Source organism: Anaeromyxobacter sp. K, assembly GCF_000020805.1.
GTDB lineage: Bacteria > Myxococcota > Myxococcia > Myxococcales > Anaeromyxobacteraceae > Anaeromyxobacter > Anaeromyxobacter dehalogenans.
Map to the genome: position 1 here is coordinate 2242790 of NC_011145.1, position 23263 is coordinate 2266052.

25 protein-coding genes are annotated in these 23263 nt (G+C 74.6%); 15 read left to right on the forward strand and 10 right to left on the reverse strand.

Annotation, left to right across the window (positions count from 1 at the left end; genetic code table 11):
• Nucleotides 1-79 precede the first annotated feature (79 nt).
• A complete protein-coding gene (locus ANAEK_RS09980) occupies nucleotides 80-1708 on the reverse strand; it encodes an HAD-IG family 5'-nucleotidase (protein ID WP_232288422.1) in 1629 nt (542 codons plus the stop codon).
• A gap of 129 nt (nucleotides 1709-1837) precedes the next feature.
• Here ANAEK_RS09980 and ANAEK_RS09985 point away from each other — a divergent pair, with 129 nt between their 5' ends.
• Nucleotides 1838-2107 carry a hypothetical protein gene (locus tag ANAEK_RS09985; protein ID WP_012526020.1) on the forward strand — a complete coding sequence of 90 codons (270 nt, stop codon included), beginning with the start codon at nucleotides 1838-1840 and terminating at the stop codon, nucleotides 2105-2107.
• On the opposite strand, the gene ANAEK_RS09990 is transcribed toward ANAEK_RS09985, so the two are convergent.
• A complete protein-coding gene (locus ANAEK_RS09990; RefSeq protein WP_012526021.1) occupies nucleotides 2104-2349 on the reverse strand; it encodes a helix-turn-helix domain-containing protein in 246 nt (81 codons plus the stop codon). The genes ANAEK_RS09985 and ANAEK_RS09990 overlap by 4 nt on opposite strands.
• A gap of 228 nt (nucleotides 2350-2577) precedes the next feature.
• Between ANAEK_RS09990 and ANAEK_RS09995 the strand changes: the two genes are divergently transcribed.
• Genes ANAEK_RS09995 through ANAEK_RS10005 form a run of 3 tightly spaced genes read left to right on the forward strand, consistent with a single transcriptional unit; the run spans nucleotide 2578 to nucleotide 5941 of the window.
• Nucleotides 2578-3903, forward strand: a complete 1326-nt coding sequence (locus tag ANAEK_RS09995; RefSeq protein WP_041454210.1) for a pitrilysin family protein — start codon at nucleotides 2578-2580, stop codon at nucleotides 3901-3903.
• Nucleotides 3900-5219 carry a pitrilysin family protein gene (locus ANAEK_RS10000; RefSeq protein ID WP_012526023.1) on the forward strand — a complete coding sequence of 440 codons (1320 nt, stop codon included), beginning with the start codon at nucleotides 3900-3902 and terminating at the stop codon, nucleotides 5217-5219. The genes ANAEK_RS09995 and ANAEK_RS10000 overlap by 4 nt, the downstream gene beginning before the upstream one ends.
• Nucleotides 5216-5941 (forward strand): RluA family pseudouridine synthase, encoded by a 726-nt coding sequence (locus ANAEK_RS10005; RefSeq protein WP_012526024.1) that lies wholly within the window; start codon nucleotides 5216-5218, stop codon nucleotides 5939-5941. Before ANAEK_RS10000 ends, ANAEK_RS10005 begins: the two co-directional genes overlap by 4 nt.
• On the opposite strand, the gene ANAEK_RS10010 is transcribed toward ANAEK_RS10005, so the two are convergent.
• On the reverse strand, nucleotides 5938-6360 hold the full coding sequence (locus ANAEK_RS10010) for a hypothetical protein (protein WP_012526025.1): 423 nt from the start codon (nucleotides 6358-6360) through the stop codon (nucleotides 5938-5940). The genes ANAEK_RS10005 and ANAEK_RS10010 overlap by 4 nt on opposite strands.
• A 114-nt stretch (nucleotides 6361-6474) precedes the next feature.
• Between ANAEK_RS10010 and ANAEK_RS10015 the strand changes: the two genes are divergently transcribed.
• The 7 genes from ANAEK_RS10015 to ANAEK_RS10045 all read left to right on the forward strand — a co-directional run bounded on the left by ANAEK_RS10015 (nucleotide 6475) and on the right by ANAEK_RS10045 (nucleotide 12645).
• A complete protein-coding gene (locus ANAEK_RS10015; RefSeq protein WP_012526026.1) occupies nucleotides 6475-7230 on the forward strand; it encodes an ABC transporter permease in 756 nt (251 codons plus the stop codon).
• A 2-nt stretch (nucleotides 7231-7232) separates the two neighbouring features.
• On the forward strand, nucleotides 7233-7979 hold the full coding sequence (locus tag ANAEK_RS10020) for an ABC transporter ATP-binding protein (RefSeq protein WP_012526027.1): 747 nt from the start codon (nucleotides 7233-7235) through the stop codon (nucleotides 7977-7979).
• 16 nt (nucleotides 7980-7995) lie between these two features.
• Nucleotides 7996-9699: an MlaD family protein gene (locus ANAEK_RS10025; RefSeq protein ID WP_012526028.1), complete on the forward strand. Its 1704-nt coding sequence runs from the start codon at nucleotides 7996-7998 to the stop codon at nucleotides 9697-9699.
• Between the two features lie 100 nt (nucleotides 9700-9799).
• Nucleotides 9800-10321 carry a TlpA disulfide reductase family protein gene (locus ANAEK_RS10030; protein ID WP_012526029.1) on the forward strand — a complete coding sequence of 174 codons (522 nt, stop codon included), beginning with the start codon at nucleotides 9800-9802 and terminating at the stop codon, nucleotides 10319-10321.
• Between the two features lie 44 nt (nucleotides 10322-10365).
• A complete protein-coding gene (locus ANAEK_RS10035; protein ID WP_012526030.1) occupies nucleotides 10366-10569 on the forward strand; it encodes a DNA gyrase inhibitor YacG in 204 nt (67 codons plus the stop codon).
• Nucleotides 10566-11504, forward strand: a complete 939-nt coding sequence (locus ANAEK_RS10040) for a D-glycerate dehydrogenase (RefSeq protein WP_012526031.1) — start codon at nucleotides 10566-10568, stop codon at nucleotides 11502-11504. Before ANAEK_RS10035 ends, ANAEK_RS10040 begins: the two co-directional genes overlap by 4 nt.
• 49 nt (nucleotides 11505-11553) lie before the next feature.
• Entirely contained in the window at nucleotides 11554-12645 is a 1092-nt protein-coding gene (locus ANAEK_RS10045; protein WP_012526032.1) for a lysylphosphatidylglycerol synthase transmembrane domain-containing protein, read from the forward strand.
• Between the two features lie 16 nt (nucleotides 12646-12661).
• Here the strand turns inward: ANAEK_RS10045 and ANAEK_RS10050 are convergent, their stop codons facing one another.
• Together ANAEK_RS10050 and ANAEK_RS23150 are read right to left on the reverse strand one after the other, a co-directional pair.
• The gene (locus ANAEK_RS10050) at nucleotides 12662-12841 is read right to left on the reverse strand and encodes a hypothetical protein (RefSeq protein ID WP_012526033.1); all 180 of its coding nucleotides are present in this window, start codon (nucleotides 12839-12841) and stop codon (nucleotides 12662-12664) included.
• Entirely contained in the window at nucleotides 12841-13005 is a 165-nt protein-coding gene (locus tag ANAEK_RS23150) for a hypothetical protein (protein WP_012526034.1), read from the reverse strand. The genes ANAEK_RS10050 and ANAEK_RS23150 overlap by 1 nt, the downstream gene beginning before the upstream one ends.
• Before the next feature lie 118 nt (nucleotides 13006-13123).
• Here ANAEK_RS23150 and ANAEK_RS10055 point away from each other — a divergent pair, with 118 nt between their 5' ends.
• The 3 genes from ANAEK_RS10055 to ANAEK_RS10065 all read left to right on the forward strand — a co-directional run bounded on the left by ANAEK_RS10055 (nucleotide 13124) and on the right by ANAEK_RS10065 (nucleotide 17088).
• Entirely contained in the window at nucleotides 13124-15199 is a 2076-nt protein-coding gene (locus ANAEK_RS10055; RefSeq protein ID WP_012526035.1) for a beta-propeller domain-containing protein, read from the forward strand.
• Between the two features lie 163 nt (nucleotides 15200-15362).
• Complete coding sequence (locus ANAEK_RS10060) at nucleotides 15363-16292, forward strand: SGNH/GDSL hydrolase family protein (protein WP_012526036.1); 930 nt, start codon at nucleotides 15363-15365, stop codon at nucleotides 16290-16292.
• Nucleotides 16293-16305: 13 nt separating this feature from the next.
• Nucleotides 16306-17088, forward strand: a complete 783-nt coding sequence (locus ANAEK_RS10065) for a hypothetical protein (RefSeq protein ID WP_012526037.1) — start codon at nucleotides 16306-16308, stop codon at nucleotides 17086-17088.
• A 55-nt stretch (nucleotides 17089-17143) separates the two neighbouring features.
• Here ANAEK_RS10065 and ANAEK_RS10070 read toward each other — a convergent pair whose 3' ends face one another.
• The 3 genes from ANAEK_RS10070 to ANAEK_RS10080 form a co-directional block, all read right to left on the reverse strand.
• Nucleotides 17144-17920 carry an enoyl-CoA hydratase/isomerase family protein gene (locus ANAEK_RS10070; protein WP_012526038.1) on the reverse strand — a complete coding sequence of 259 codons (777 nt, stop codon included), beginning with the start codon at nucleotides 17918-17920 and terminating at the stop codon, nucleotides 17144-17146.
• Between the two features lie 192 nt (nucleotides 17921-18112).
• Nucleotides 18113-19477, reverse strand: coding sequence for an ATP-binding protein (locus tag ANAEK_RS10075; protein ID WP_012526039.1), 1365 nt, complete (start codon nucleotides 19475-19477; stop codon nucleotides 18113-18115).
• Nucleotides 19478-20077: 600 nt separating this feature from the next.
• On the reverse strand, nucleotides 20078-20959 hold the full coding sequence (locus ANAEK_RS10080) for a hypothetical protein (RefSeq protein ID WP_012526040.1): 882 nt from the start codon (nucleotides 20957-20959) through the stop codon (nucleotides 20078-20080).
• A 76-nt stretch (nucleotides 20960-21035) separates the two neighbouring features.
• Here ANAEK_RS10080 and ANAEK_RS10085 point away from each other — a divergent pair, with 76 nt between their 5' ends.
• On the forward strand, nucleotides 21036-21266 hold the full coding sequence (locus tag ANAEK_RS10085; RefSeq protein ID WP_012526041.1) for a hypothetical protein: 231 nt from the start codon (nucleotides 21036-21038) through the stop codon (nucleotides 21264-21266).
• Between the two features lie 26 nt (nucleotides 21267-21292).
• Here ANAEK_RS10085 and ANAEK_RS10090 read toward each other — a convergent pair whose 3' ends face one another.
• The gene (locus ANAEK_RS10090; protein ID WP_157376691.1) at nucleotides 21293-21676 is read right to left on the reverse strand and encodes a hypothetical protein; all 384 of its coding nucleotides are present in this window, start codon (nucleotides 21674-21676) and stop codon (nucleotides 21293-21295) included.
• A 48-nt stretch (nucleotides 21677-21724) separates the two neighbouring features.
• Nucleotides 21725-23257, reverse strand: coding sequence for a hypothetical protein (locus tag ANAEK_RS10095; protein ID WP_012526043.1), 1533 nt, complete (start codon nucleotides 23255-23257; stop codon nucleotides 21725-21727).
• Nucleotides 23258-23263 lie beyond the last annotated feature (6 nt).

The following is a 23263-nucleotide window of genomic DNA, read 5'->3' on the forward strand; positions in this document are numbered from 1 at the left end:
CGGAGCCGGCTTGATGTGCGTCACCGCTCGCGTACGTGGACCGCGGGACGCGGCCCCGCAAGGCGCCGCGAGGCGCCCCTCAGCGCGAGGCCTTCGACGCCTTGGACGGGCGGTCGCCCGCCACCGGGGCGCCGTGCTCGTCGCCCCACGGCGAGATGCGGGCGGGCGCGGCGCGCTCGTGCGGCATCGCGGCGCGCGGCGAGCGGAAGTACTGCATGGGCGAGTAGAAGACGAAGTTCGACACGCGGCTCGTGTACAGGCAGGCGTAGTCCTCGATCTGCTCGCCGAAGCGGGAGTTCTCGTTCCCCTCCTTGAACGTGAGCCCCCAGTAGCGGTTGAAGCCGCCCTCGACGCCGAGCTGCAGCTCCTCGATCCGCGTGTTCGCGTCGCGCTGCGCGCGCCGGAGCGCCTCGAGCTCCGCCTTGTCGCGGCGGCGCTCCTGCTCCAGCCGCTCGCGCTCGTCCGGGGTGGGCGCCTCGCGATCGATGCGCCGGTCGAGCTGGTTCAGCGCGGCGCGGTGCACCGCGAGCTCGTCCTCCACCCGCACGCGCAGGTCCTCGAGGCGCGACAGCTCCGCGAGCGACGCCTGGTTCCGCTCCAGCCAGGCCAGCTCGTCCTCCAGCTCCTGCACGATCATGCAGGTGCGCCAGAGCGAGCTCTTCTTCGACCGCAGGATGTCCCCGTAGATGTGGTCGCCCACGTACAGGATCCGGTCGCCGCCGATGCCGAGCAGCCGCTCCAGCGTGGGGAGGTCGCCGCCCTGGTAGAAGCGCCCGCGCTCCAGCGCGGCGGGACCCTCGGCCAGCTCGCCGGCGGGGCCGACCTCGTACAGCGGCCGCCGCTCCGCGAAGAACGCCGGCTTCGCCGCGCCGGTGATCACCGCGTCGAAGTAGTTCCGCCAGCTCGGGTACTCGGGGAGCACGCCGTCGAGCACGTAGGACATCACCGCGTCGGTGTAGTCCCAGAGCGAGTTCGTGAGCACGAACAGCTTCTTGCCGCCGGACCGCAGCTTGTGGAGCGCGGGCCCGAGCTCCGCGTCCTTCACCAGGTACCGCGGCAGCTCCTTCTTCACCTCGGCCTTGAGCGTGCCGTCGCGGTGGACGGTATCGATCGCCTCGCGGATGTCGTCGTAGAGGCGGGCGTAGTCCACCGTCTGGCCGAGCCCCTCGAGCAGCTCGATCACGAGCGCGAACAGGCAGGCCTCGGGGAGCGCGAACAGCGTGTCGATCCAGGCGAAGCGCGGCAGCGAGAGGTGGATCTTCTCGTCGCGGTACAGCCGCTTCAGCTCGTCGAACGGCAGCTCCCGGCGCCCGTGGTAGCAGCGGCCCACGTGGTTGTGCCGGTCCATCTTGAAGATGTTGCCGTGGAGCTTGTCCACCACCAGGCCGCGGATCACGAACTCGGGATCGTAGTGGAGCGCCCCGAGCGCGGGCGGGTAGCCCATCACCGAGATCATCCGCGCCAGCGTCATCTGGAACGCGAGCGTCTCGAGCTGGCGCAGGTGGTAGATCGCCAGCGTGTAGTCCATGTCGAAGCCGACCGCGTCGATGCGGTCCATCCGCAGGTTGCGGTTGACGAACACCTGCCGCGCGCGGGGGACCTCGCGGTGGGTGCCGTGCGGCTCCGCCAGCAGGGCGCGGACGTCGGGGCTCTCGTAGGCACGGCCCTGCGGGCCGGCGGCGGGTGCGTCGGTGCGAGGAAGATCCATCCCGCGCCGAGATAACACGCCGGGGGAGGGGCCTCAACGCGCGGCCGGGCCGCGCGGCCCGGCGCAGGGCCGGGCCGGCGGGGGCCGGATCCTTGACCGGGCGGGGCGGCGTGGCAGGCTCGGCCTTCCGTGGCCGCCCGGAAGCGCCAGCCCTCGCCGGACCTGCTCGCGCGCCTCGCCGCGCTGGAGGAGCGCGTCGCCCGCCTGGAGGCCGGCAAGGCGCCGCCGGGCGACGGCCGCGCCGCGGCCGTGGAGCGATCACCCAAGGTGAAGCGGTGTCCCGGCTGCGGCCTGCCGCTCCGGCGCAGCAAGGGGCGCTGCGCCGCCTGCGGCCGGCCGCTGGATCCGATCTCGCCGGGCCGGACGCGCGCGGCCCGGCCTCCCCCTGGCCGCCGCTAGTCCTCCGCGACGATGCGCGTCGCGGGGATGCCCAGCGCGCGCGCGATCGCGACCACGGTGGTGTACGGCGGGTTGCGCCCGCCGCGCTCGATCAGGCTCACGTACGCGACGGAGAGGTCGAGCGCCTCGGCGAGCGCCTCCTGCGTCATGCCGCGGCCGCGGCGGTGCTCGCGCACCCGCTCACCGAGGCGGCGCAGCTCCTCGCGGCGGGGGTCCCGCTGCGTCTTCGTCTTGGTCGCCATCGCTTCTGGGATCCTCACGCTTGAACCCGGGTCGTTGGGTTGACGGCCAGTCGCCCGAACGGAACGTGGCAGTGGCCGGATTTTGTAAAACCGAACGGATTGTCGGGTCCACCGACCTACTGTCGATCGCCCGAGGCAAGTGAACGTCCCCGGACCACGCGACTATTCCGGTGGAGGGCGGTGGCGCGCCGCGGCGAGGGGGCGGGCGGGCGCCGGGCCGTCCGCGCGATGGACGGGGCGTCCGGCCACGGCTATGTTCCGCGCCGGATGCCCAGCCAACCCGAGTCGCCCGCCCTGCTCGACCTCGCGCAGGTCCGCGCGCACACCCTGTCGAACGGACTGCGGGTCCGCGTCCTTCCCGAGCGCAGCACCCCGACCGTCAGCTACTACACGTTCTTCCAGGTCGGCTCGCGCAACGAGCAGCTGGGCCTGACCGGCATCAGCCACCTGTTCGAGCACATGATGTTCAACGGCGCGGCGCGTTACGGCCCGAAGGAGTTCGACCGGGTCCTGGAGGCGCGCGGCGGGCACTCGAACGCCTACACGTCGAACGACGTCACCGCCTACTACGAGGACTTCGCCGCCGAGGCGCTGGAGACGGTGGTGGACCTCGAGTCGGATCGGATGCGCTCGCTCCGCCTCACCGAGGACTCGCTGGAGCAGGAACGCGAGGTGGTGAAGGAGGAGCGCCGGCTCCGCACCGAGAACTCGATCTTCGGCCTGATGGAGGAGCAGCTCGAGTCGCTCGTGTTCCTGTCGCACCCGTACCGCTGGCCGGTGATCGGCTGGATGGAGGACATCCAGCGCATCGCCCGCGGGGACTGCGAGGCGTTCTTCCGGACCTACTACGCGCCCAGCAACGCGGCGGTGTACGTGGTCGGCGACGTGGACCCGGACGACACGCTGCGGCGGGTGGAGCGGTACTACGCGGACATCCCGGCCGGCCCGCGGCCCGCGCCGGTGCCCCAGGGCGAGCCGCCCCAGCGCGGCGAGCGTCGCGCCACCGTCCGCTATCCCGCGCAGGCGCCGGCGCTGCTGGCGGGGTGGCGCGGCCCGGCGGCGCGCAGCCCGGACTCCGCCGCCCTCGACGTGCTGCAGGTCTGCCTGGCGGTGGGCGAGTCGTCGCGCCTCCGCCGCCGGCTGGTGCAGGAGCTGGAGCTGGCGGTGTCCGTCTCGATCAGCTGGGGCTGGCGCATCGACCCGGGGGTGTTCCTGGCGTTCGCCGAGCTCGCGCCGGGGGTGTCGGTGGCGCGCGCGGAGAAGGAGCTGTGGGCGGAGCTCGCCAAGGTCGCCGCGCGCGGCGTGACCGCCGCCGAGGTTCGCCGGGCCAAGGCGCTCCTGCGCAGCTCGGTGCTGCACGAGCTCGCCACCCACCACGGCGTGGCGCACGCGCTCGGCCAGGCGGAGGCGCTGCTGGGCGACTGGCGGGAGGCCGGCCGGGCGCTCGAGCACTATGCGGCCGTGGGCGTGCGGGACGTGCGACGCGTCGCGGCCGAGTACCTCGACCCGACCCGCCGCTCGGTGGTGGTGCTCGACCCGGAGGTGCGGCGGTGAGCCCCTCGATCGCGCTGCCGCCCATCCGCCGCGAGACGCTGCCCGGCGGCCTGCGGGTGATCGTCGCCGAGCGCAAGGGCATCCCGCTCGCCGCGGTGCGCCTGGTGCTGCGCGGCGGCGCCTCGCTCGATCCGTCCGGGCGCTCCGGGCTGTCGCACCTCGTCGCGCTGGCCGCCCGGCGCGGCACGCGCCGCCACACCGGCGAGGAGATCGACCTCGCCATCGAGTCCATCGGCGCGGAGCTCGGCGCCGGCGTGGACGAGGACGCGTCCTACTTCGGCCTGTCGGCCCCGGTGGAGGTCCTGCCGCGCTGCCTCGACGTGCTCGCCGAGATGGCCGGGAGCCCGACGTTCCCCGCCCGCGAGGTGGACCGCCTGCGCCGCCGCGAGGTGGCCGCGCTCGCCCACGACCTCGACGAGCCGGGCGTGGTCGCCGACCGGGCCATGCTCGCCGCCGGCTACGGCTCGCACCCGTACGCGCGCTCGGCGGAGGGCACGGTGCGCTCCCTCGGCGCGGTCCGGCGGCCCGACGTGGCCGGCTTCCACCAGCGCTACTACCGGCCCTCGGCCGCGTTCCTGGTGGTGGTGGGAGCGGTCCGCGCCGACGAGGTGCTGGCGCTGGTGCGGCGCCGCTTCGCCGGGTGGCGCGCCGCGGAGCGCCCGCTGCCGCCGCTCCCCCCGACCAGCGCGCCGCGGACCGCGGTGGTGGTGGTGGACAAGCCGGACGTGACGCAGAGCCAGGTCCGGATCGCCTCGGAGGGGTTCGCGCGCCGGAGCCCGGACTACTACCCGGGCATGGTGGCGAGCGCGGTGCTCGGCGGCGGGTTCACCTCGCGGCTCATGGAGGCGATCCGCGTGAACCGCGGCCTCTCCTACGGGGTGCGCAGCCGCTTCGCCACCAGCGCCGTGGGCGGCCTGTTCTTCGTGTCCACCTTCACCAAGGTCGAGACCACCGCCGAGATCGTGCAGGTCACGCTCGACGAGACCGCGCGCTTCTGCGCCGAGGGCCCGTCGGCGGAGGAGCTGGAGCGGACCCAGAGCTACCTCTGCGGCCTGTTCCCGCTCTCGCTCGAGACGCACGACCAGCTCGCCGAGAAGCTCGCCGACCTGGAGCTGTACGGCCTCGACGACAGCGAGGTGGGCGAGTTCCGCGAGCGGGTGCGGGCGGTGACGCCCGAGCAGTGCCGCGAGGTGGGGCGGCGCTACTTCCCGCTGGAGCGCCGGGTGGTGGTGGCGGTCGGCCCGGCGCGGGCCATCGCGCGGTCCCTGGAGCGGTTCGGCCCGGTGAAGGTGATCCCCGCCAGGAAGATGGTGTGACCGCGGGCGTCGCCGCGCCGGTGACGGTGCTCCACGAGGACGCGCACCTCCTCGCGGTGGACAAGCCGGCGGGGCGGCTGGTCATCCCGGGCCGCGACGGCGGCGAGCCGAGCCTGCGCGCGGAGCTGGAGGCGCGCTTCGGCCGGCTCTGGGTGGTGCACCGGCTCGACCGGAACACGAGCGGCGTGCTGGTGCTCGCGCGCACCGCCGCGGCGCACCGCACGCTCAACCTGGCGTTCGACCGGGGCGAGCCGCGCAAGCGCTACCTGGCGCTGGTGCGCGGCGTCCCGCCGGCGGAGCAGCGCATCGAGGTCGCCATCGCGCCCGGGCGCAAGGGGCGCATGCGCCCGGCCCCCCCGGACGATCCGCGCGGCAAGGCCTCCGTGACGGTGGTGCGTCGGCTCGAGGCGTTCCCGGGCCACGCGCTCGGCGGCGGACCGCTGGCGCTGGTCGAGGCGCTCCCGGAGACCGGGCGCACCCACCAGATCCGCGTGCACCTCGCCGCGGCGGGCACGCCGCTCGCCGTCGATCCCGCCTACGGCGACGCGGCCCCGCTGCTCGGCCCCGGCGGCGAGGCGGTGCTCGCGCGCACGCCGCTCCACGCGGCGCGGCTGGCGCTGCGCCACCCCGCGGACGGGCGGGAGCTGGTGCTGGAGGCGCCGCTGCCCCCCGACCTGGCCGGGACGCTGGCGCTGCTGCGCGGGGCGCCGGGCGGCGCCTAGCCGCGGGCGTGGACCAGGATCTTCACGTCGGAGCGGAACGTGATCTCGATCTTCCCGCCGTCGCGGAGCGCCGAGACGAACCCGCGCCCGAACAGCGGGTGATCCACCACCTCGTCCAGGCGGAACGTGGCCTTGGGCGAGTAGGGGCGGGCGCTCGACTGGTCCTTCGCGCCGAGCAGGTCCTCGAACGGCACCGCCGCGGCCTTCTCGCGCGGGGCGCGCGCCGGCCGGGCGCCGGCCGCGCCGGAGGCGGCGCGCGGCGCCGGGGCGCCGGCCGGGCCCTTGTACCGGTGTACGCCGTGGCAGGTGTTGCACTCCACCTTCACCGGCTTGCCGGCGACCACCGCGTGAACCGTGTGCGCCAGCATGAGCTGGCACTTCGTGCAGAACGAATCGACTTCGCCGCCGACCTTGACCATGGGGGCGCGGAGTATAGCCGCGACCCCGCGCGGCGCCTCACGAATCGGCGCCGCACGCGACCGGGCTGCGCGAAAGCGGGCACGGCGGTCGCTGCCGTGCGAGAATGCGCCCGCATGCTCTCCCGCCTCAGGGACGCCTTCGAGGACTTCGGCCGGATGATCCTGTTCGCCGGCGAGATCGTCGCCTGGGCGTTCCGGCCCCCGTTCCGGCCCGACCAGATCCTGGCGCAGATGGCCTTCATCGGGGCCGGCTCCGCCTTCATCGTGGGGGTGACCGGCACGTTCGCCGGGATGGTGTTCGGCCTCCAGATGAACTACGCGCTCCGCCAGTTCGCCGCCGAGGGCTACACCGGCGGCTCGACCGCGTTCGCGCTGGCGCGGGAGCTCTCGCCGGTGTTCACCGCGCTCATGGTGACGGGCCGCGCCGGCAGCGCCATCACCACCGAGCTCGGCACCATGCGCGTCACCGAGCAGATCGACGCGATGGAGACCATGGCGGTCTCGCCCATCCAGTACCTGGTGGTCCCGCGGGTGGTCGCGTCCATCCTGATGTTCCCGGTGCTCACCATGCTGTTCAACGCGCTCGGGTACGGCGGCGCGTACGTGATGGGCGTGTTCGTCTCCGGGATCCCGGAGGGCCCGTTCATCCAGCACACCCGCGAGTTCCTGGGGCCCGACGACATCTTCCACGGGCTCGGCAAGGCGGTGCTGTTCGGCTACATCGTGGCGGTGATCACCACCTGGCGCGGCTACGCCGCGAGCGGCGGGGCGCGCGGGGTGGGAGAGGGGACCACGCGCGCGGTGGTGGCCAGCTCGGTCGCGATCCTCGTCGCCGACTACGCCGGGACCGTCCTGAGCGTGGGGACCTGAGCGTGATCGAGGTCCGCGATCTCTGGAAGTCCTTCGGGACGAACCAGGTGCTGAAGGGCATCACGCTCGACGTGCCGAAGGGCAACACGTACGTGGTGCTGGGCGGCTCGGGCTCGGGCAAGACCGTGCTCATGAAGCACGTCATCGGCCTGCTGAAGCCGGACCGCGGCACGGTGCGCGTGGGCGAGCACGAGATCTCGAGCCTGACCGGTCGCGAGCTGAACGAGGCCCGCCGCATGTTCGGGATGGTGTTCCAGGGCGCCGCCCTGTTCGACTCGATGAACGTCTTCGACAACGTGGCGTTCCCGCTGCGCGAGAAGCGCCGCGGGACGCGGCTGGCGGCGAGCGAGGTGCGCAAGCGGGTCATCGAGAAGCTCGCGGTGGTGGACCTGGGCGAGGAGGTCCTCGGGCGCTGGCCGGCCGAGCTGTCCGGCGGCATGCGCAAGCGGGTCGCGCTGGCCCGGGCGCTGGTCTCCGACCCGCAGGTGGTGCTGTACGACGAGCCCACCACCGGCCTCGATCCCATCACCACGAACTACGTGGACGAGATGATCGTGCACGCCAAGGAGCGCCTCGGCATCACCAGCATGGTGATCTCGCACGACATCGCCAGCGCATTCCGGGTGGCCGACCGGCTGGCGGTGCTCTACGATGGACACCTCGCCGCGGAGGGGACGCCCGCGGAGGTCCGCCAGAGCAAGGATCCCTTCGTGCAGCGCTTCCTCTCCACCTGGTTCGAGAAGCAGTGAGCCCCGGGGACCGCCCGTGAAGCCCGCCGTCAACAAGGCCCTCGCCGTGGGCGTGCTCGTCGCCGTCGGCCTGGCGGCGTTCCTGTTCGCGTTCACCTTCTTCAAGAAGGGCGGGTACTCCGAGGCGGACAGCTACCTCGTGTACGCGCGGTTCAGCGACGCCACCGGCCTCACCTGGAAGAGCAAGGTGCAGATCGCCGGCATCCAGGTGGGCGAGGTCGCGAAGATCTCGCTCGACAAGAACAAGGCGCTGCTCCAGATCCGCATCGACCGCTCGGTGCCGCTCCACACCGACGCCTGCCTCTACAAGAGCTTCCCGTCCGCGCTGCTCCCCGACGCGCTGCTCGAGGTCATCGCCGGCTCCGACGCCGCGCCGCTCCTCTCGTCGCTGCCGGAGGCCGAGCGCGAGATCAAGTGCGTGCGCGAGGCCACCAGCGTGCAGCAGCTGCTCGACTCGATGGCGAAGATCGCCAGCGACGTGCAGCTCGTCACCGGCGACCTCGCCAAGACCGTCCAGGGCGACCAGGGCAGCCTGCGCGAGATCGTGGAGAACCTGGCCCGCATCACGCGCCAGGTCGATCAGGTGGTGGCGCAGAACAGCGCCAACCTCTCCGAGCTCATCGCGAACACCCGCGACTTCACCGCCGACCTGCGCGAGATCTCGGCGCGCGACAAGGACCGCATCCACAGCATCCTCGCGAACGTGGACGAGCTCACCGCGCGCCTGAAGGTCGCCGCGGGCAGCCTGCAGGGCATCCTCGACGGCGGCGGCTCCGGCGCTCCGGGCGGCGGTCCGCCCGGCGCTCCCGGCGCTCCCGGCGCCCCGGGAGCACCTGGCGCACCCGGCGCGCCCGGCACCGCGGGCGCGACGCCGGCGGTCGCCAGCCAGCAGGCGCAGGCGAAGGGCGTGCAGCAGGCGGTGGCGCGCCTCAACGACAGCCTCTCCCGGCTCGACCAGCTCCTCGCCAAGGTCCAGGAGGGGAAGAGCGTCGCCGGCCGGCTCCTCACCGACGAGAAGATGGGCCGCCAGCTCGGGACCGCGGTGGAGGGCGTCTCGGACTACGTGGACCGGCTGCAGAAGATGCAGATCGAGGTCCAGCTCCGCTCCGAGTGGCTGCTCAACCAGAGCGTGGAGGACGGCCGCCCCGGCGCGAAGGTCTACTTCGGCGCGAAGCTGCTGCCGCGCCCGGACAAGTACTACCTGCTCGAGGTGGTGAGCGATCCGCGCGGCGTGGACACGGTCACGACCGACACCATCACCACCCGCACGCCGGGCTCGGTCGGCGACTCGACCACGGTCACCACCCGGACCCGGCACGAGGACAAGGTCACGTTCTCGCTGCAGATGGCGAAGCGCTACGGCCCGGTCACGTTCCGCGGCGGCGTCATCGAGAGCTCCGGCGGCCTCGGCGCCGACCTGCACCTCATGAAGGACCGGCTCCAGATCTCCACGTCGCTCTACCAGTTCTCGCGGCCGTACCAGGACGTGTTCCCGCGCGCCAAGGTCTGGGCGAACTACAACTTCCTGCAGCACTTCTACGTCACCACCGGCGTCGACGACTTCCTGAACCGGTGGCGCAGCGCCGCCTCGCCCGACGGCCGCAGCTTCAACATCGGCACCGACGTGTTCTTCGGCGCGGGCCTCTACTTCACCGACGACGACCTGAAGACGCTGCTCGTCTCGGGCGCCGGCAGCGCCGCGAGCGGCGCCGGCAAGTAGGCCCGGCGGAGGCGACCCGTGGGCGGGCGGGCGCGAACCCACCCGCCGGCCCGTGGCTCCCATGAAGCGGGCCCCCGCCCGCGTTAGGAGTCCTCCGCACATGAACGGTCGCCTCAAGCTCGTCCTCGTCGCGCTCCTCGCCGTGGTGGCGTTCCAGGTGTTCTTCCGCGGCCGCGGCGCGCCCCGCTCGCAGGGCGGTGGCCACCCCGCGCCCCCGCTCGCGCTGCCCGACCTGGCCGGCCGCACCGTCGATCTGGAATCGCTCCGCGGCAAGGTGGTGGCGGTGAACTTCTGGGCGAGCTGGTGCGGCCCGTGCCGCGCCGAGATCCCGGACCTCGCCGAGGTGTGGAAGGCGCACCAGGGCAAGTGCTTCGAGCTGCTGGGGGTGGCGGAGGAGTCCGGGCGCGAGGACGTGCTCGCGATGGCCCGCGACATCCCGTACCCGATCCTCATCGACGCGCGGGCCACCGCGCTCGAGCCGTGGGGCGTGCCCGCCTACCCGCGCACCTACCTGGTGGACGCGCAGGGCACCGTCCAGCACGTGTTCGCCGGGGCGCTGGACCGGGAGACGCTCACCGCCGCGCTCCAGCCGCTGCTCCCGGCGTCCTGCCCGAAGGGCTGACGAACGGGTTGGCGCGACCCGCGCGGGCGCGGTAGATCGGCGGCGTGTCCACCCCGAAGTGCCCCATCTGCGGCCGTCCCGCCGCGCCGCGCCCCGGCAACCGCGCGTTCCCGTTCTGCTCGGATCGCTGCAAGCTCATCGACCTCGGCAAGTGGCTGGGCGAGGAGTACCGGATCCCCGGCCCGCGCGCCGGTGACGGCGCCGACGCGCCGGCGCGGCCCGAGGATCGCGAGGACGACGAGCCGTGAAGCCCGCGCTCGTGCTGGCCCGGCCGCTGCCGCTCGCCGACCTCGGCCCGCTCGCCGGCCGGTTCGAGCTCCGCGGCGGCGACGTCGCGCTGTCCCGGGCCGAGCTCGCCGCGGCGGTGCGCGAGGCCGAGGTGCTGGTGGTCACCTACCTCGACCGCGTGGACGCCGCGCTCCTCGAGGGCGCACCGCGGCTGCGCCACGTCGCGTCGTACGGCATCGGCGTGAACCACCTCGACCTCGGCGCCTGCCGCGCCCGCGGACTGTGCGTGACGAACACGCCGGACGTGGTGACCGCCGCCACCGCCGACCACGCCTGGGCGCTCCTGCTCGCGGCCGCGCGCCGCGTCGCCGAGGGCGACCGGGTGATCCGCGCCGGCGGGTGGACCGGCGTCGATCCCGCCTGGATGCTCGGCACCGAGGTCAGCGGCAAGACGCTCGGCCTGGTGGGGTTCGGGCGCATCGGACGGGCGGTGGCGCACCGGGCCGCCGGCTTTGGCATGCGCGTCCTCTACGCCGCGCCGCGCGACGCCGCGGTCCCGGGCGCGCGACGGGTCGACCTCGACGCGCTGCTCGCCGCGTCCGACTTCGTCAGCCTGCACGTGCCGCTCACGCCCGCGACCGACGGCCTGATGGACCGGGCGCGCCTGGCGCGGATGAAGCCCGGCGCCATCCTGGTGAACACCGCGCGCGGACAGGTGGTGGACGACGCGGCGCTGGCCGAGGCGCTGGCCTCGGGCCGGCTCGCCGCCGCCGGCCTCGACGTCTTCCGCGACGAGCCGAGGATCCCCGAGGCGTTCCTGCGCCTCCCGAGCGTGGTGCTGACGCCGCACCTCGGCTCGGGCACGCGCGAGACGCGCGCCGCGATGACGCGGATGGTGCTCGACGAGGTCCTGCGCGTGGCCGCGGGCGACGCGCCCCGCCACCCCGTGCCGTAGCGCGCGAGCCGCGCGCCCGCGGGTCGCCGGCATGGTATGAGGGGCAGCCATGCCGGACGCCGCAGCCAGCCCACCGCGCGCCAGGAGCCACCGCGCGGCGCAGGTCGTCGCCGGGCTGGCGATCTCGGCGGTCGCGCTCTGGCTCACGCTGCGCGGCAAGGACCTCGGCGGCATCGGCCAGGCGCTGCGCGACGCCGACTACCGCTACCTCTGGCTGTACCTGCCGTTCCTGGCGGCCATCCACCTGGTGCGCACCGTGCGCTGGGGCCTGCTGCTCGAGCCGGTCGCGAAGGTGCCGTTCGGGCGCCTCAACGCCGTCTCCGCAGTCGGCATCATGGCGCTCTCGCTGCTGCCGTTCCGCCTGGGCGAGTTCGCGCGGCCCTACCTGGTCGCCGATCGGCCGAGGCTGCGCGTCTCGAGCGCGCTGTCGTCGGTGGTGGTGGAGCGCGTGGCCGACGGGATCTTCACCGGGCTGCTGCTCATGGTGTCGCTGCTGTCCGTGCCGGAGGGCACGCCCGGGCTGCGCGTCATCCGCACCGCCGGCGTGGTGGTGTCGCTCGCGTTCGTGGCGCTGCTCGCGTTCCTGGTGGGCGCGTACCGCAACCGGGCGCTGGCGGTGTCGCTCGCCACGCGGATCGCCACCCCCATCTCGCCGCGGCTGGCGGCGCGCGGCGCGGGGATGCTGGACGCGTTCATCCACGGCCTGCGGCTGGTGCCCTCGGGGCGGAAGGTGGCGCTCTTCTTCGCGCTCACCGCGATCTACTGGTTCGTGAACGTCTGGGGCATGCAGGTGCTGGCGCGCGGCTTCGGCTTCGACCTGGGCCCCGCGGCCGCCTGCACCGTGCTCGGCGTCCTGGTGGTCGGGGTGATGATCCCGGCCGGCCCGGGCATGGTGGGCACGTTCCAGGGCGCGGTGGTGCTCGGCCTGGGCCTGGTCGCGCCGGGCCCGGGGGTCGCCACCCACGGCGTCGCCTACGCGAACGTGCTGTGGGCGGCGCAGATCGGCGCGCAGGTCGCGGTCGGCCTGCCGTTCCTGTTCTCCCGCCACATCGAGCTGGGGCGGCTGTTCTCGGCGCCGCGCGAGGTGGAGGCGGGCCTCGAGGACGAGGAGACGGAGTACCGCGCCGGCCAGGGTCGCTGAGGGCCGGGAAGCGCGATCAGCGCAGCGCCGGGGCGGGATCCGGCAGGACGGCCCGCGCGGCGCGATCGAGCACGTCCTCGAGCTCGGCCAGGAACCCGGCGTCCACCGCGCGATCGATCTCGGCCAGGAACGGATCCAGCTCCGAGGCGGCGGCGTCCTCGAACGGAAGGAACAGGGTGCGCGGGCGGGGGGCCATCACAGCTCCTCCTCGAGCCAGCGGAGCAGCGCGTCCTTGATCCGGTCGGCGGCGCGGTTGCGGGGGAGCGGCGCCGGCGGCGGCGCCTCGGGGGCGCGGAGCGGCAGCTCGGGCGGGGGAGCCTGCTCGGTGCGCGTGGCCAGCCGCTGCGCGGTCTTCCGCATCCGGTATCCTCCGATATCGGATCTTTCGTACCACGCTCCGGTGACACGTCAAGGAACCGTCCGCCCGGGTTCCGGCGCGGGGTGCGAGAATGACCAGACTGGCCGGGAGGAGCCGCCCATGCCCGTTCCACGCCCCCTCGCCGTCGCGCTCGCCGCCGCCCTCGCCGCAACCGCCGCCTGCCGCGGCGGCGACTCTCCCCGGCGCGTGCCCGCGCTGCCGCCGCCCGCCGCGGTGGACCGCTCGCCCAGCCTCGCCGCCGCCCCGAGCTGCGAGGCGCTGGAGGCGGCCATCGAGGACGCGCTGGTGCTCCAGATGCGGAGCGAGCTCGAGCAGATCCGGCTGACCTGGGGCGGCTGGGGTGGCCTGCCGGTCGGCGGGGCCCCGGGGGACGCCGGGTCGCCCGCGCCGTCCGGCTACACCACCACCAACGCGCAGGTGGCGGGCGTGGACGAGGCCGACTTCGTCCAGAACGACGGCACCCGCATCGCGGCGCTCGCCGACGGCCGCCTGCACCTGCTCGCGAGCTGGCCGGCGGACGCGCTGGCGGAGCGGTCCTCGGTCGAGATCGAGGGCTGGCCGCGCGAGCTGTTCCTGGCCGGCGACCGCGTGGTGGTGTTCAGCACGCTCTACGTGCCCCGCGCGCTGGAGGGCGACGCGCCGGTCTGCGTCGGACCGGCGGTGGGCGCGCCCGCGCCGGGCGCGGCGCCGGACGCGATCTGGTGCGGCTACCACGCGAGCAACGTGACCAAGGTGACCACGCTCGACGTCGCCGACCTCGCCGCGCCGCGCGTGACCGCCGAGATCTACCTGCCGGGCAGCTACCTCGCCGCCCGGCGCATCGGCGCGCGCGTGCGGCTCGTGACCACCGACGAGCTCCCGTACCCGGAGGGCGTCGCGTACTGGCCGCCGCTCCCGCCCGGCGCGAGCCAGGCCGAGCGCGACCGGGCCTTCGCGGAGCTGGAGGCCGCGAACGAGGCGCTCATCCGCGCCCGGCCGCTCGAGGACTGGCTGCGGCGCGGCGCGGTCGAGCGGGCCGACGGGTCGAGCGCGCCGGTCGCCTACGCCTGCACCGACTTCGCCCTGGGAGCGGCGCCGGTCCGCCCCGGCATCCTGACCCTCGCCACGCTCGATCTCGACCGGCAGGCGCTCGCCTCCAGCACCTCGGTCCTGGCGCAGGCGGGCGTGGTGTACGCCTCGCGCGACACGCTCTACGCCGCCGCGAGCCACTGGTGGTGGTGGCCCATGCCCGGCCAGGCGGACGCGACCTACCTGCACGCGTTCGATCTCCGCGATCCCGACCGCGCGACCTGGCTCGGCTCCGGCGTGGTGGACGGGACGGTCGACGACCCGTACCAGCTCGACGAGCACGAGGGCGCGCTGCGGGTGGCGAGCACGCTCGCGACGCGGGTAGCGGGGAGCGATCCCTGGGGCAGCGTCGAGCGCGCCAGCCAGGTGACGGTGCTCGGCCTCGCCAACGGCGCGCTGCGCACGCTCGGGAAGACCGCGCCGTTCGGGCGCGACGAGACGCTCTTCGCGACCCGCTTCCTCGGCCCGCGCGGCTTCGCGGTGACGGCCCGGCAGATCGACCCGTTCTTCACGTTCGATCTCTCGGATCCCGCGGCGCCGCGGCTCGTGGGCGAGCTCGAGCTGCCGGGCTTCATCGGCTACCTGCACCCGCTCGACGCGACCCACCTGCTCGGCGTCGGGCGCGAGCCGGGGACGAGCGGGATGATGCAGGTGAAGGTGCAGCTCCTCGACGTCACCGATCCCGCCGCCCCGGTCGCCGTCGCGACCGCGCGGGTGGGGGAGGGCGGGAGCGGGTCGGACGCGCTCTGGGATCCGCACGCGTTCACCTGGTTCCCGGGCGCCTCGGGCGGCGGCCTGCTCGCGATCCCGTTCGTGGACTGGGGCACGGGCGCGACGGTCTCCGACCTGCGGCTGTTCCGCGTGGATCCTGCGTCCGGGATCACGCCGGCCGGCACGCTCGCCATGGGCGACGTCTACGCTGGCGTCTCGGGCCCGGACTGGAGCTTCGCCTGGTCGCCCTACGTGCGGCGCGGCGTGCTCGCCGACGACGCGGCGGCCGGCACGTTCGTGTACGCGGTGAGCGACGCCGGCGTGCGATCCGCGCGGGTGGCCGACCTGCCGGCGTGGCTGCGGACCGTGGAGTTCGCGCCCCTCGCCGTCCCCTGACGTCGGCCGGCGAGGCCGGCGACGCCGGACCCGGGCGCTCGGCGCGGCGCCCGTGCCGGCGGCCGCGCGCAGGTCCGTCTGTTGCTGTCGCCGGACGGCTCACCCATGTTCCTGCTGCCGGCGGGCTCCGCACCCCTCCGCTCGCCCGGGCAGGAGCGTCGCCATGCGCGCCCGAGGTCGCCGTCTCCACGCCGCCCCGCTGGTCCTGCTGCTCCTCCTGCTCGCACCGTCCGTGGACCGGGCCCAGCAGAAGCTCTCCGGGATCGGCGACAGCATGATGCAGGGGGCGAACGCGCGGCTGTCGTGGTGGCCGCCGCCCGGCGACCAGATCCAGTACAGCTTCGCGCAGGGCTGGGACTCGACGGTGAACCCGGTGTACCGGCGCTACCGGGCGCTGGGCAAGCTCCCCGCGGGCGAGCAGTTCGTGTCGGTGGACGGCGCGGAGATGGTCGGGGGCCGCAACAACGCACCCGCGCAGGCGCAGCGGGTGTGCGCGCAGCTCGCGAAGCCGGACCGGATCGTGCTGCTGCTCGGCGCGAACGACGTCTGCAACCGCTCGTCGGTCTCGGCGCTGTACGGCGCCGACACGTTCCGCGCGGCGCTGGATCAGGCGCTCGCCATCCTCGGCAGCCCGACCTGCGGGCTGCCCGCCGGCACCTGGGTCCACGTGATGTCGGTGCCGCCGGTGAACTACCTCTACTCGGCGGGCCTGGAGAAGCAGTGGTCCACCGGCACGCCCTGCCAGGCGATCTGGTACACGGCCGGCATCTGCCCCACGGTGACGCGCGGCTCGGGCACCGATCGCTGGATCGTCGCGCAGCGCATCGCGCAGTACAACTCCGCCATCGCCGCCGCCGTCGCGGCCGCGCAGGCGCTCTACGCGCCGGCGGTCCGGTTCACGACCGACTGGAACCCGGCGCCCGAGGCCTGCGTGGGCACGCACCGGTTCCGCGGCCGCGACCTGTCCGACATCGACTGCTTCCACCCGAAGTGGAACACCGGCCAGCGCACGCTCGCCTGCGCCACCTGGGAGTCGTGGGAGTCGGTCGCCCTCGGCGGCTCGGGCAACGAGGCCGGCTGCTTCCTGCAGTGAACCGAGGCCCGCCATGACCGCCCGCGCCCTTCGTCCCCTCCGCCTCGCCGTCGCCCTCGCGGCGCTGACCGCCTCGACCTCCGCGTCACCGGCTGCGCCCGGCGATCGCGCCGCCGCGTCCGCCCAGGCGCGCGCCGCCGCCGCGCCCGTCACCCCGGTGTCGCCCGCGGAGGTGGCCGCGCTCGCCGCGCCCGAGCCCGCCTCGACGCCCGCCGACTACCGCGCGCGCACGGTGACGCTGCACGTCCTCGGCGTCCAGCAGCCCGGCACGCCCGGGGCGTTCGCCACCGTCGCCGACGTCGCCACCTGGGAGACCCGCGACGTCCGCGTGGGCGACGCCATCGGGCGCAACCTGGTCGTCCGCGCCATCGCGGCGGACGGCGTGGTGGCCGCGGACGGCGCGCGCCAGGTCCGGCTCGAGGTCGGGCGGGACGTGGCGGTGCGCGTGGTCGAGCACGCGTTCGACGCCGCGGCGACCCCGCGCGGCGCGCACGACCTCGACGTGGATCCGGCCGTCCTGGCGCGCCTGCGCGGCGCCCACGGGACCGGCGCCACCGGCGAGGTCGTGGTCATCGACCAGCCCGCGGTGAAGCTCACCGCCGTCGATCCGCAGGGGGTGCTCGCGCGCCTCGGCCTCCGGCAGGGCGATCTCCTCTGGCGCTTCGACGGGCAGCCGGTGGGCCCGGCCGACCTCGATCGGATCGCGACCGCGGTCGCCACGCCGGGGAGCGGCGTGCACGCGCTCGACGTGACGCGCAACGGCGCGGCGTTCACCGTGTCGTACTACCCGCGGTGACGCGCGGCCGCGTCCGCGCTGGCGGCGGGCCGATCCCGGGCGCCGGCGCCCGGCCTCAGCGCTCCTTCCAGGTGGGCGCGCGCTTCCCCAGGAACGCGCTCACGCCCTCCACCGCGTCCTCGGTGGCGGCGAGCGTGGCGAACAGGTCGTCGGCGAGGTCGATGCGCTCGAGCGCGGGCAGGTCCGGCAGCCGGTTCAGGCCCTCCTTGCCGATGCGCAGCGCGAGCGGGCTCTTCGCCGAGAGCTTCTGCGCGAGCTTCAGCGCCTCGTCCGCGAGCGACGCCTCCGGCACCACCCGGTTCACCAGCCCGAGCGCCAGCGCGTCCGCCGCGCTCACCAGCTCGCCCGTCAGCAAGAGCTCCGCCGCCTTCTTCCGCCCGATGAGCCGCGCCATCGCCGCCGCCGGGCCCAGGCAGATGAGGCCGACGTTGATGGCGGTGGTGCCGAACCGCGCCGTCTCCGCCGCGATCGTGAGGTCGCAGGCGAACGCGAGCCCGGCGCCGTTCGCCACCGCGTAGCCCTGCACCGCCGCGATGGTGACGGTCCGCATGCGCGCGAGCGTCCGGTAGAACGCGTCGATGCGGTGGAGGAGCTCGCGGTACTCGCGCTGCGTCCGCGGCGTGAACTGCTCGAGCGCGATCCCGGTGCAGTAGTGCTTCCCCGCGGCGTCCACGACGACGACCGTCACCTCCGGATCGTCCTCCATCCGCCGCAGCGCCTGGTCGAGCTGGTCGGCGAACGCGACGGTGAAGGTGTTCATCGCCTCCGGCCGGTGGAGCGTGATCCAGCCGATCCGGCCTTCCTTCCTGGTCCTGACGAGCGCGTCGTTCATGGGATCCCCTGGGCGGTGGAGCGGGTGGAGGCGGCGTGACGCGCCCCCGAGCTTTTCACGACCGGCGCACCGGGCGCGCCCCACCGGTTGGGCCGCGCGGCGCGGAGCGCCCGACGGCGCCGGGGACGGGCGCCGCATTCGTCCTTGGTTCCGCCAGGTTGCGGCGATCGATCGGGGCGCGCAGCCGCGCGCTCACCGCGGCGAGGCCACGCCGGGCAGCGCGAGCACGAAGGTGCTGCCGTGGCCTGGCGCGCGCTCCACGTGGACGGTCCCGCCGTGCGCGGCCGCGATGGCACGGACCGCGTGCAGGCCCAGGCCGAGGCCGGCCGAGTTCCGGCACGACACCGCGCGCTCGTAGGGGAGGAAGATCCGCTCCCGGTCGTCCGGGAGGATCCCGGGGCCGTGATCGCGGACCCGCACGCGCGCGGACGGACCGTCCCGGGCAACCTCGATCTCGACCGGCCCGGGCGCGTAGCGGGCGGCGTTCGAGAGGAGCCGCTCGAGCGCCTGGTCGAGGAGCGCCGGATCCCAGCAGCCGGTCACCTCGCCCACGACCGTCACGGTGGGATGGCAGCCCTGGCGCTGCAGGTCGTCGAGCCGCCGCTCCACCGCGCCGCGCACCAGCTCGCCGAGATCGACGGGCTCCGGCGCCGGACGGACCGGATCCCGCAGCAGGCGGGCGGCGTCGAGCAGCCGGTTCACGACCGCCACCACGCGGCCCACCTGCGCATCGGCGCCGCGCAGGCCCTCGCGGAGGCGGGCGGGATCCAGCTCGCCCTCGGTGCGGTCGAGCAGCCGCTGCACCGCCTGCAGCTTCGTGCGGAGCGGCGTGAGCGGCGTCTTCAGCTCGTGGGAGGCCACGGTCAGGAAGTCGTCGCGCGCGTGGAGCGCGCTGCCGGCCACGTGCATCATGAGGTCGGCGTGCGCCCGCGCCGCCTCGGCCTCGAGCCGGCCCTCGATGACCTGGGCCACCGCCTCGGCGGTCGGCAGCAGCGACGCGTGGTGGGCGGTCCAGGGCGAGGTGATGTCGACCGCGCCCACGACGCGCCCGCCCAGCCGGACCGGCGCGCTCGCGCAGGTCCAGGGTTGCAGCACCTCCACGAAGTGCTCCGCGGCGAACACCTCCAGCGGCCGCCCCTCCACGAGCGCGGTGCCGGGCGCGTTCGTGCCCGTGACGCCCTCCGCCCAGCACGCGCCGGGCGCGAAGTTCACCCGGTCGAGCGCGCGCCGCGTCCGCGGGTCGCCGTCGCACGCCAGCATCACCCCGTCCGCGTCGAAGTAGGCGACGACGTGCCCGCCGTCGCGCAGCCGCTCGGCGTAGTGCGCCACCACTCCGGCGGCGATCCGGGCGGCGTCGTCGCCCTCGCCGCGCGCGACCACGTCCTCGGGCCGGACCGCGAGCGGGGAGGCGCGCAGCCGCGGGTCCACGCGCGCCTCCTCGCGGACCCGGAGCCACGAGCGGCGGATCTCGGGACGGATCCGCGGCGGCAGCCGTCCGTCCACGAGGAACGCCTGCCAGGCGGCCGTCAGCTCGGTTCGTGCGCGCAAGAGCTCCATCGACGCGCGAACAGGGCCGGTGGGCGCTTCATGCCGCTCGGACGACGCGGCCCCTACCGGTACGACACCCCGCGTCAGGGCGCGGGCGGGCGGGCGACCATCGCATGCGGCGCGCGTCACCCGCCGCGTGCCGCCGGCGAGCGGCGAGCCGCGCGCGGTCGGGTGGAGGGCGGGGTCGTCCCGGCCGATCGGGAGCCGGCGACCGCGTGCCCGCGCCCGAGCTCGCGCCGGACGGCGCGGGCGTCACGAGCCGTGATCCTTCCGCGCCGGACCCGGGAGGCCGCCGTCGCGCCCCGAGACCGCGCCCGGCGCGCGGAGACGATGCCCGGAACGAAGAAGAGCCTCGGCGCGCCGAGGCTCTTTTCTGCTGCGATCACGGTTGCTTGTGGAGTGGTGAGGGGGAGAATCGAACTCCCGACCTAGGGATTATGAGTCGCATTTTGGCCCTCCGATTCTCTCGGCATCTGCGTGATTTCAACGGATTTCGTGCCGTCCGTGGCCGTCCCTGGCGGGGAGGGTGGGGAATGGCTGGGGAATGGAAGGGCCCGCGCCGTCGCCGGAGCGGGCCCCTTGAGCGCCTGATGCCCTGGCCCGCGGGCCCTACGCGGCCGCCCGGCTCCCGTCGCGCATCCCGACCACCTCGGCCACCAGCTCGCGCTCAGCCGCCTTGAGCGCCGCCGCAGCGCGCTTGAGGGCGCTCGGCGCCACCCTGCGCGCGTACCGCACGCAGTCGCTGGCGTGGACGGCCGCGAGCAGCCCCAGCCCGAGGGGCGCCATCTTCGTGTAGAGGTCCTCGCGGAGAGCCTCCCCGAGGTCTGGGAACGTGGTGCACGCCGCGAACTTCAGTGCGAAGGCCGTCTCGGGGCAGGGATCGTCGCGGCGCACCTTGCACTGCTTCACCGCGATGGTCGCTGCCCTGTTCAGCTCCAGGTGCGCCGCCCGGAAGACCTTGGCGGCGCCCCGCGGCAGTTCGGAGCCGGTGATGGCCGGGAGTCCACGGTAGGCCCGGGCGTGCCCGGGGAATCCGGCCAGCTCGAACATCGCCGGGGCCTGGACGTGCACCATCCAGTCGATCACCGCCCACGCGCGGCGGAAGTCCGCCTCGCCGCCGGCGCCCGCTTCCGCCGCCAGCGCGAGGATCGCGGCGCGGCGGTCGCGGTTCTCGGGCCGGCTGTCGTCCTCGACGTCCTGCCACAGGCGCGCGAAGAACACCCGGAGCATGGGGCTCGTGCGGTCCGGCAGCCGCAGCGTGTGTGCGTGGGGCCGGTGCAGGATGATCCGGTCGTACAGGCGGCCGTCGCACTCCACCACCGCGGTGGCGTCCGCAGGCGGCTTCCCGTTCGAGCCGGGCGCGATGCGCTCCGGGTTCGTGGGCGTCGGCGGGCTGAAGAGCCAGTGCGGCAGCGCACCGCCGTTCCCGGACGTGAGCTCCGCTTCGCGGTGGAGCGCGTGCAGCGTGAGGCGCCTCTTCGTGGTCGTCATTCGTGCCCCTGGGCATGAGGTTGAACTGCGGGTTCAACCTCTATCGCAGTTCTTGTGATCTTGCTAGCATGCTCGCATGAAAACCGGAAAGCAGCGTCTACCCGAGGTGTTGGGTACACTCGCGCGCGTGCCGCACGTGAAGAAGGGCCTGAAGCTGGCCGCCTACCGGATGCGCCCGGAGCAGATCGCCGCGCTACGGCGCGAGGCGTTGAAGCGCGCCGCCGCGCGCGAGGTCGGAAAGCCGGATGCCAGCGAGCTGGTGCGCGAGGCCGTCGACCTCTGGCTGGCGAAGAAGGCTGCGAAGTAGCACCCGGCGGCCGCCCCCGGCGGCCGTCACTCGTCGAGCTCGGGCGGCGGATCGTCGATGGTCGGGGCGAGCTCGAGCAGGCCCACGCGCGCGAGTCGCCGGCGCGCCGCCTGCTGCTCGCGGCCGCCCGACTGCCGGCCGCGCGCGAACCGACCGCCGGGGCCCGAGCCGCGCCAGCGCAGTTCCGCGCCGCCCGGCAGGGCCGCCCGCAGCGCGGCGCCCTGCAGGCAACCGTCGCACGTGGGGAAGGAGGTTCCCTGGCCGCGGCTCGTCTGCAGCGTCCGCTGACGCCGCACGACCGCCTGGCGAAGCACGCACACGCGGACGGAGAGCGTGGCGCTCAGCGCGAGGCAGCGGAAGCGGGAGCCCGGCTCGAGCTCGCCGCCCGCCGCCGGATGAAGCGTCGCCACCTGCGCGCACGTCACCACTCCGCGGTGGCACCGCGGCCTGACGCTGTGCTAGTGCGCGGCCCCCATCGCGTAGCCCATGGACAAATCGAGGTCGGCGGTGCCGCGCGGATCGGCGTTCACGCGCGCGCCCTGGGGGAGGTTCGCGAAGTCGACCTGCACGTGCGCCGACCCCATCTGGCTGCCCGCGGGCGCCGGCGCCGCGGCGGCCGCGCCGAGCGTCGGCCCAGCGGCCCCAACGCCGATCCCGAAGAAGCGCCCGACCGCGCCCGCGATCGTCTTCACGCGCTCCCACAGGTCGACGAAGAAGGCCGAGATGGGCTCCCAGTTCTTCCAGATCACGTAGGCCGCGGCCGCGAGCGCGGCTCCCAGCGCGGCGATCCAGACGAGGGGGTTCGCGAGGTTGATGCCGAGCAGGAAGGCCAGCATCTTCCCGAGCACCGGGATGAGCAGCCCGCCTGCGCGGATGACGATCGGAAGCACCGCCCCGCCGAGCTTCGCGAACCACGCCACGGTGCTCGCGATCGTCGAGAGGAAGTCCGCGCCCATGTACACGCCGACCGCGACGAGTACGCCCTTGAGCCCGCCCATCATGTCGACGAGCCGGCCGAGCGTGTCCGCCCACCGGCGCATGGTCTCGACGAGCCGCTCGAGCCCTCCGCCCGCGAGCCAGCTCGACAGCGCGGCGCCCGCCTCCCGCGCCCAGGCGGCGATGCGGCCGCGGTTCCCCGCGAGCAGGTTCGTGAGCGCCCGCGCCAGCTCGGTGAGCGCCGGGAACAGGGCGCCGGCGGCGGCGGACCTGAGGCCGAGGAAGGACGTCTCCGTCTCGCGCATGGCGTTGTCCAGGTCGCCTGCGCCGCGCGCGAACGCCTCCTGGCTCCCCGCGAGCTCGGCGAAGCGGCGGCGCTGCTCGTCGATCGCCGCCGAGCCCTGCCCCAGGAACTGGCCCATCTGCAGCCCCGACTTCCCGAACGCCGCGCTCGCGAGCGCGGCGCGGCGCGCCGGGTCCTTCACCCGCTCGAAGGCGTCGGTCATCAGCGCGAGCGCGGCCTCGGTGCTCTTCGCGCCCTTCACCTGCTCGGCGAGCCGTGGCGAGACCTTCTGCAGGAACGCGAGCATGCTGCCGCCGCCCGCCTTCGCCTCGCCGAGGCCCTTGTTGAATCGGTCCATCGCCCCTGCGAACGCCTCCTGCTCGACGTCCGCCTGAGCCGCCGCGAACTGCAGCTGCGCGTAGGCGTCCACGGATAAGCCCACGCGCTGGGCCATCGTGGCGAGCTCGTCGCCCGCGTCTGCGGCGCCCTTCGTGATCCGGTAGAGCGCGAACGCCGCTCCCCCTGTGAGCGCGCCGAGCTTCGCGGCGAGCGCGGCCGCCTCGCGGCCCACGCTGCCGACGGCCCGCCCCACCCCACCGAACCCCTTCACGAGGCGGGGGAGCCCGGCCTCGTCGGAGAGCGCGCGGAGGCCGTTGTTCAGGCGTCGGACCGGCGCGGTGATCTTTTGCATCCGCGCGTTGATGGCGCGCAGCGGAGCCGTCGCGCGGTCCACCGCCTTGATCACCAGCGAGAGCGGGTACTCTTTCGCCATGGCCGG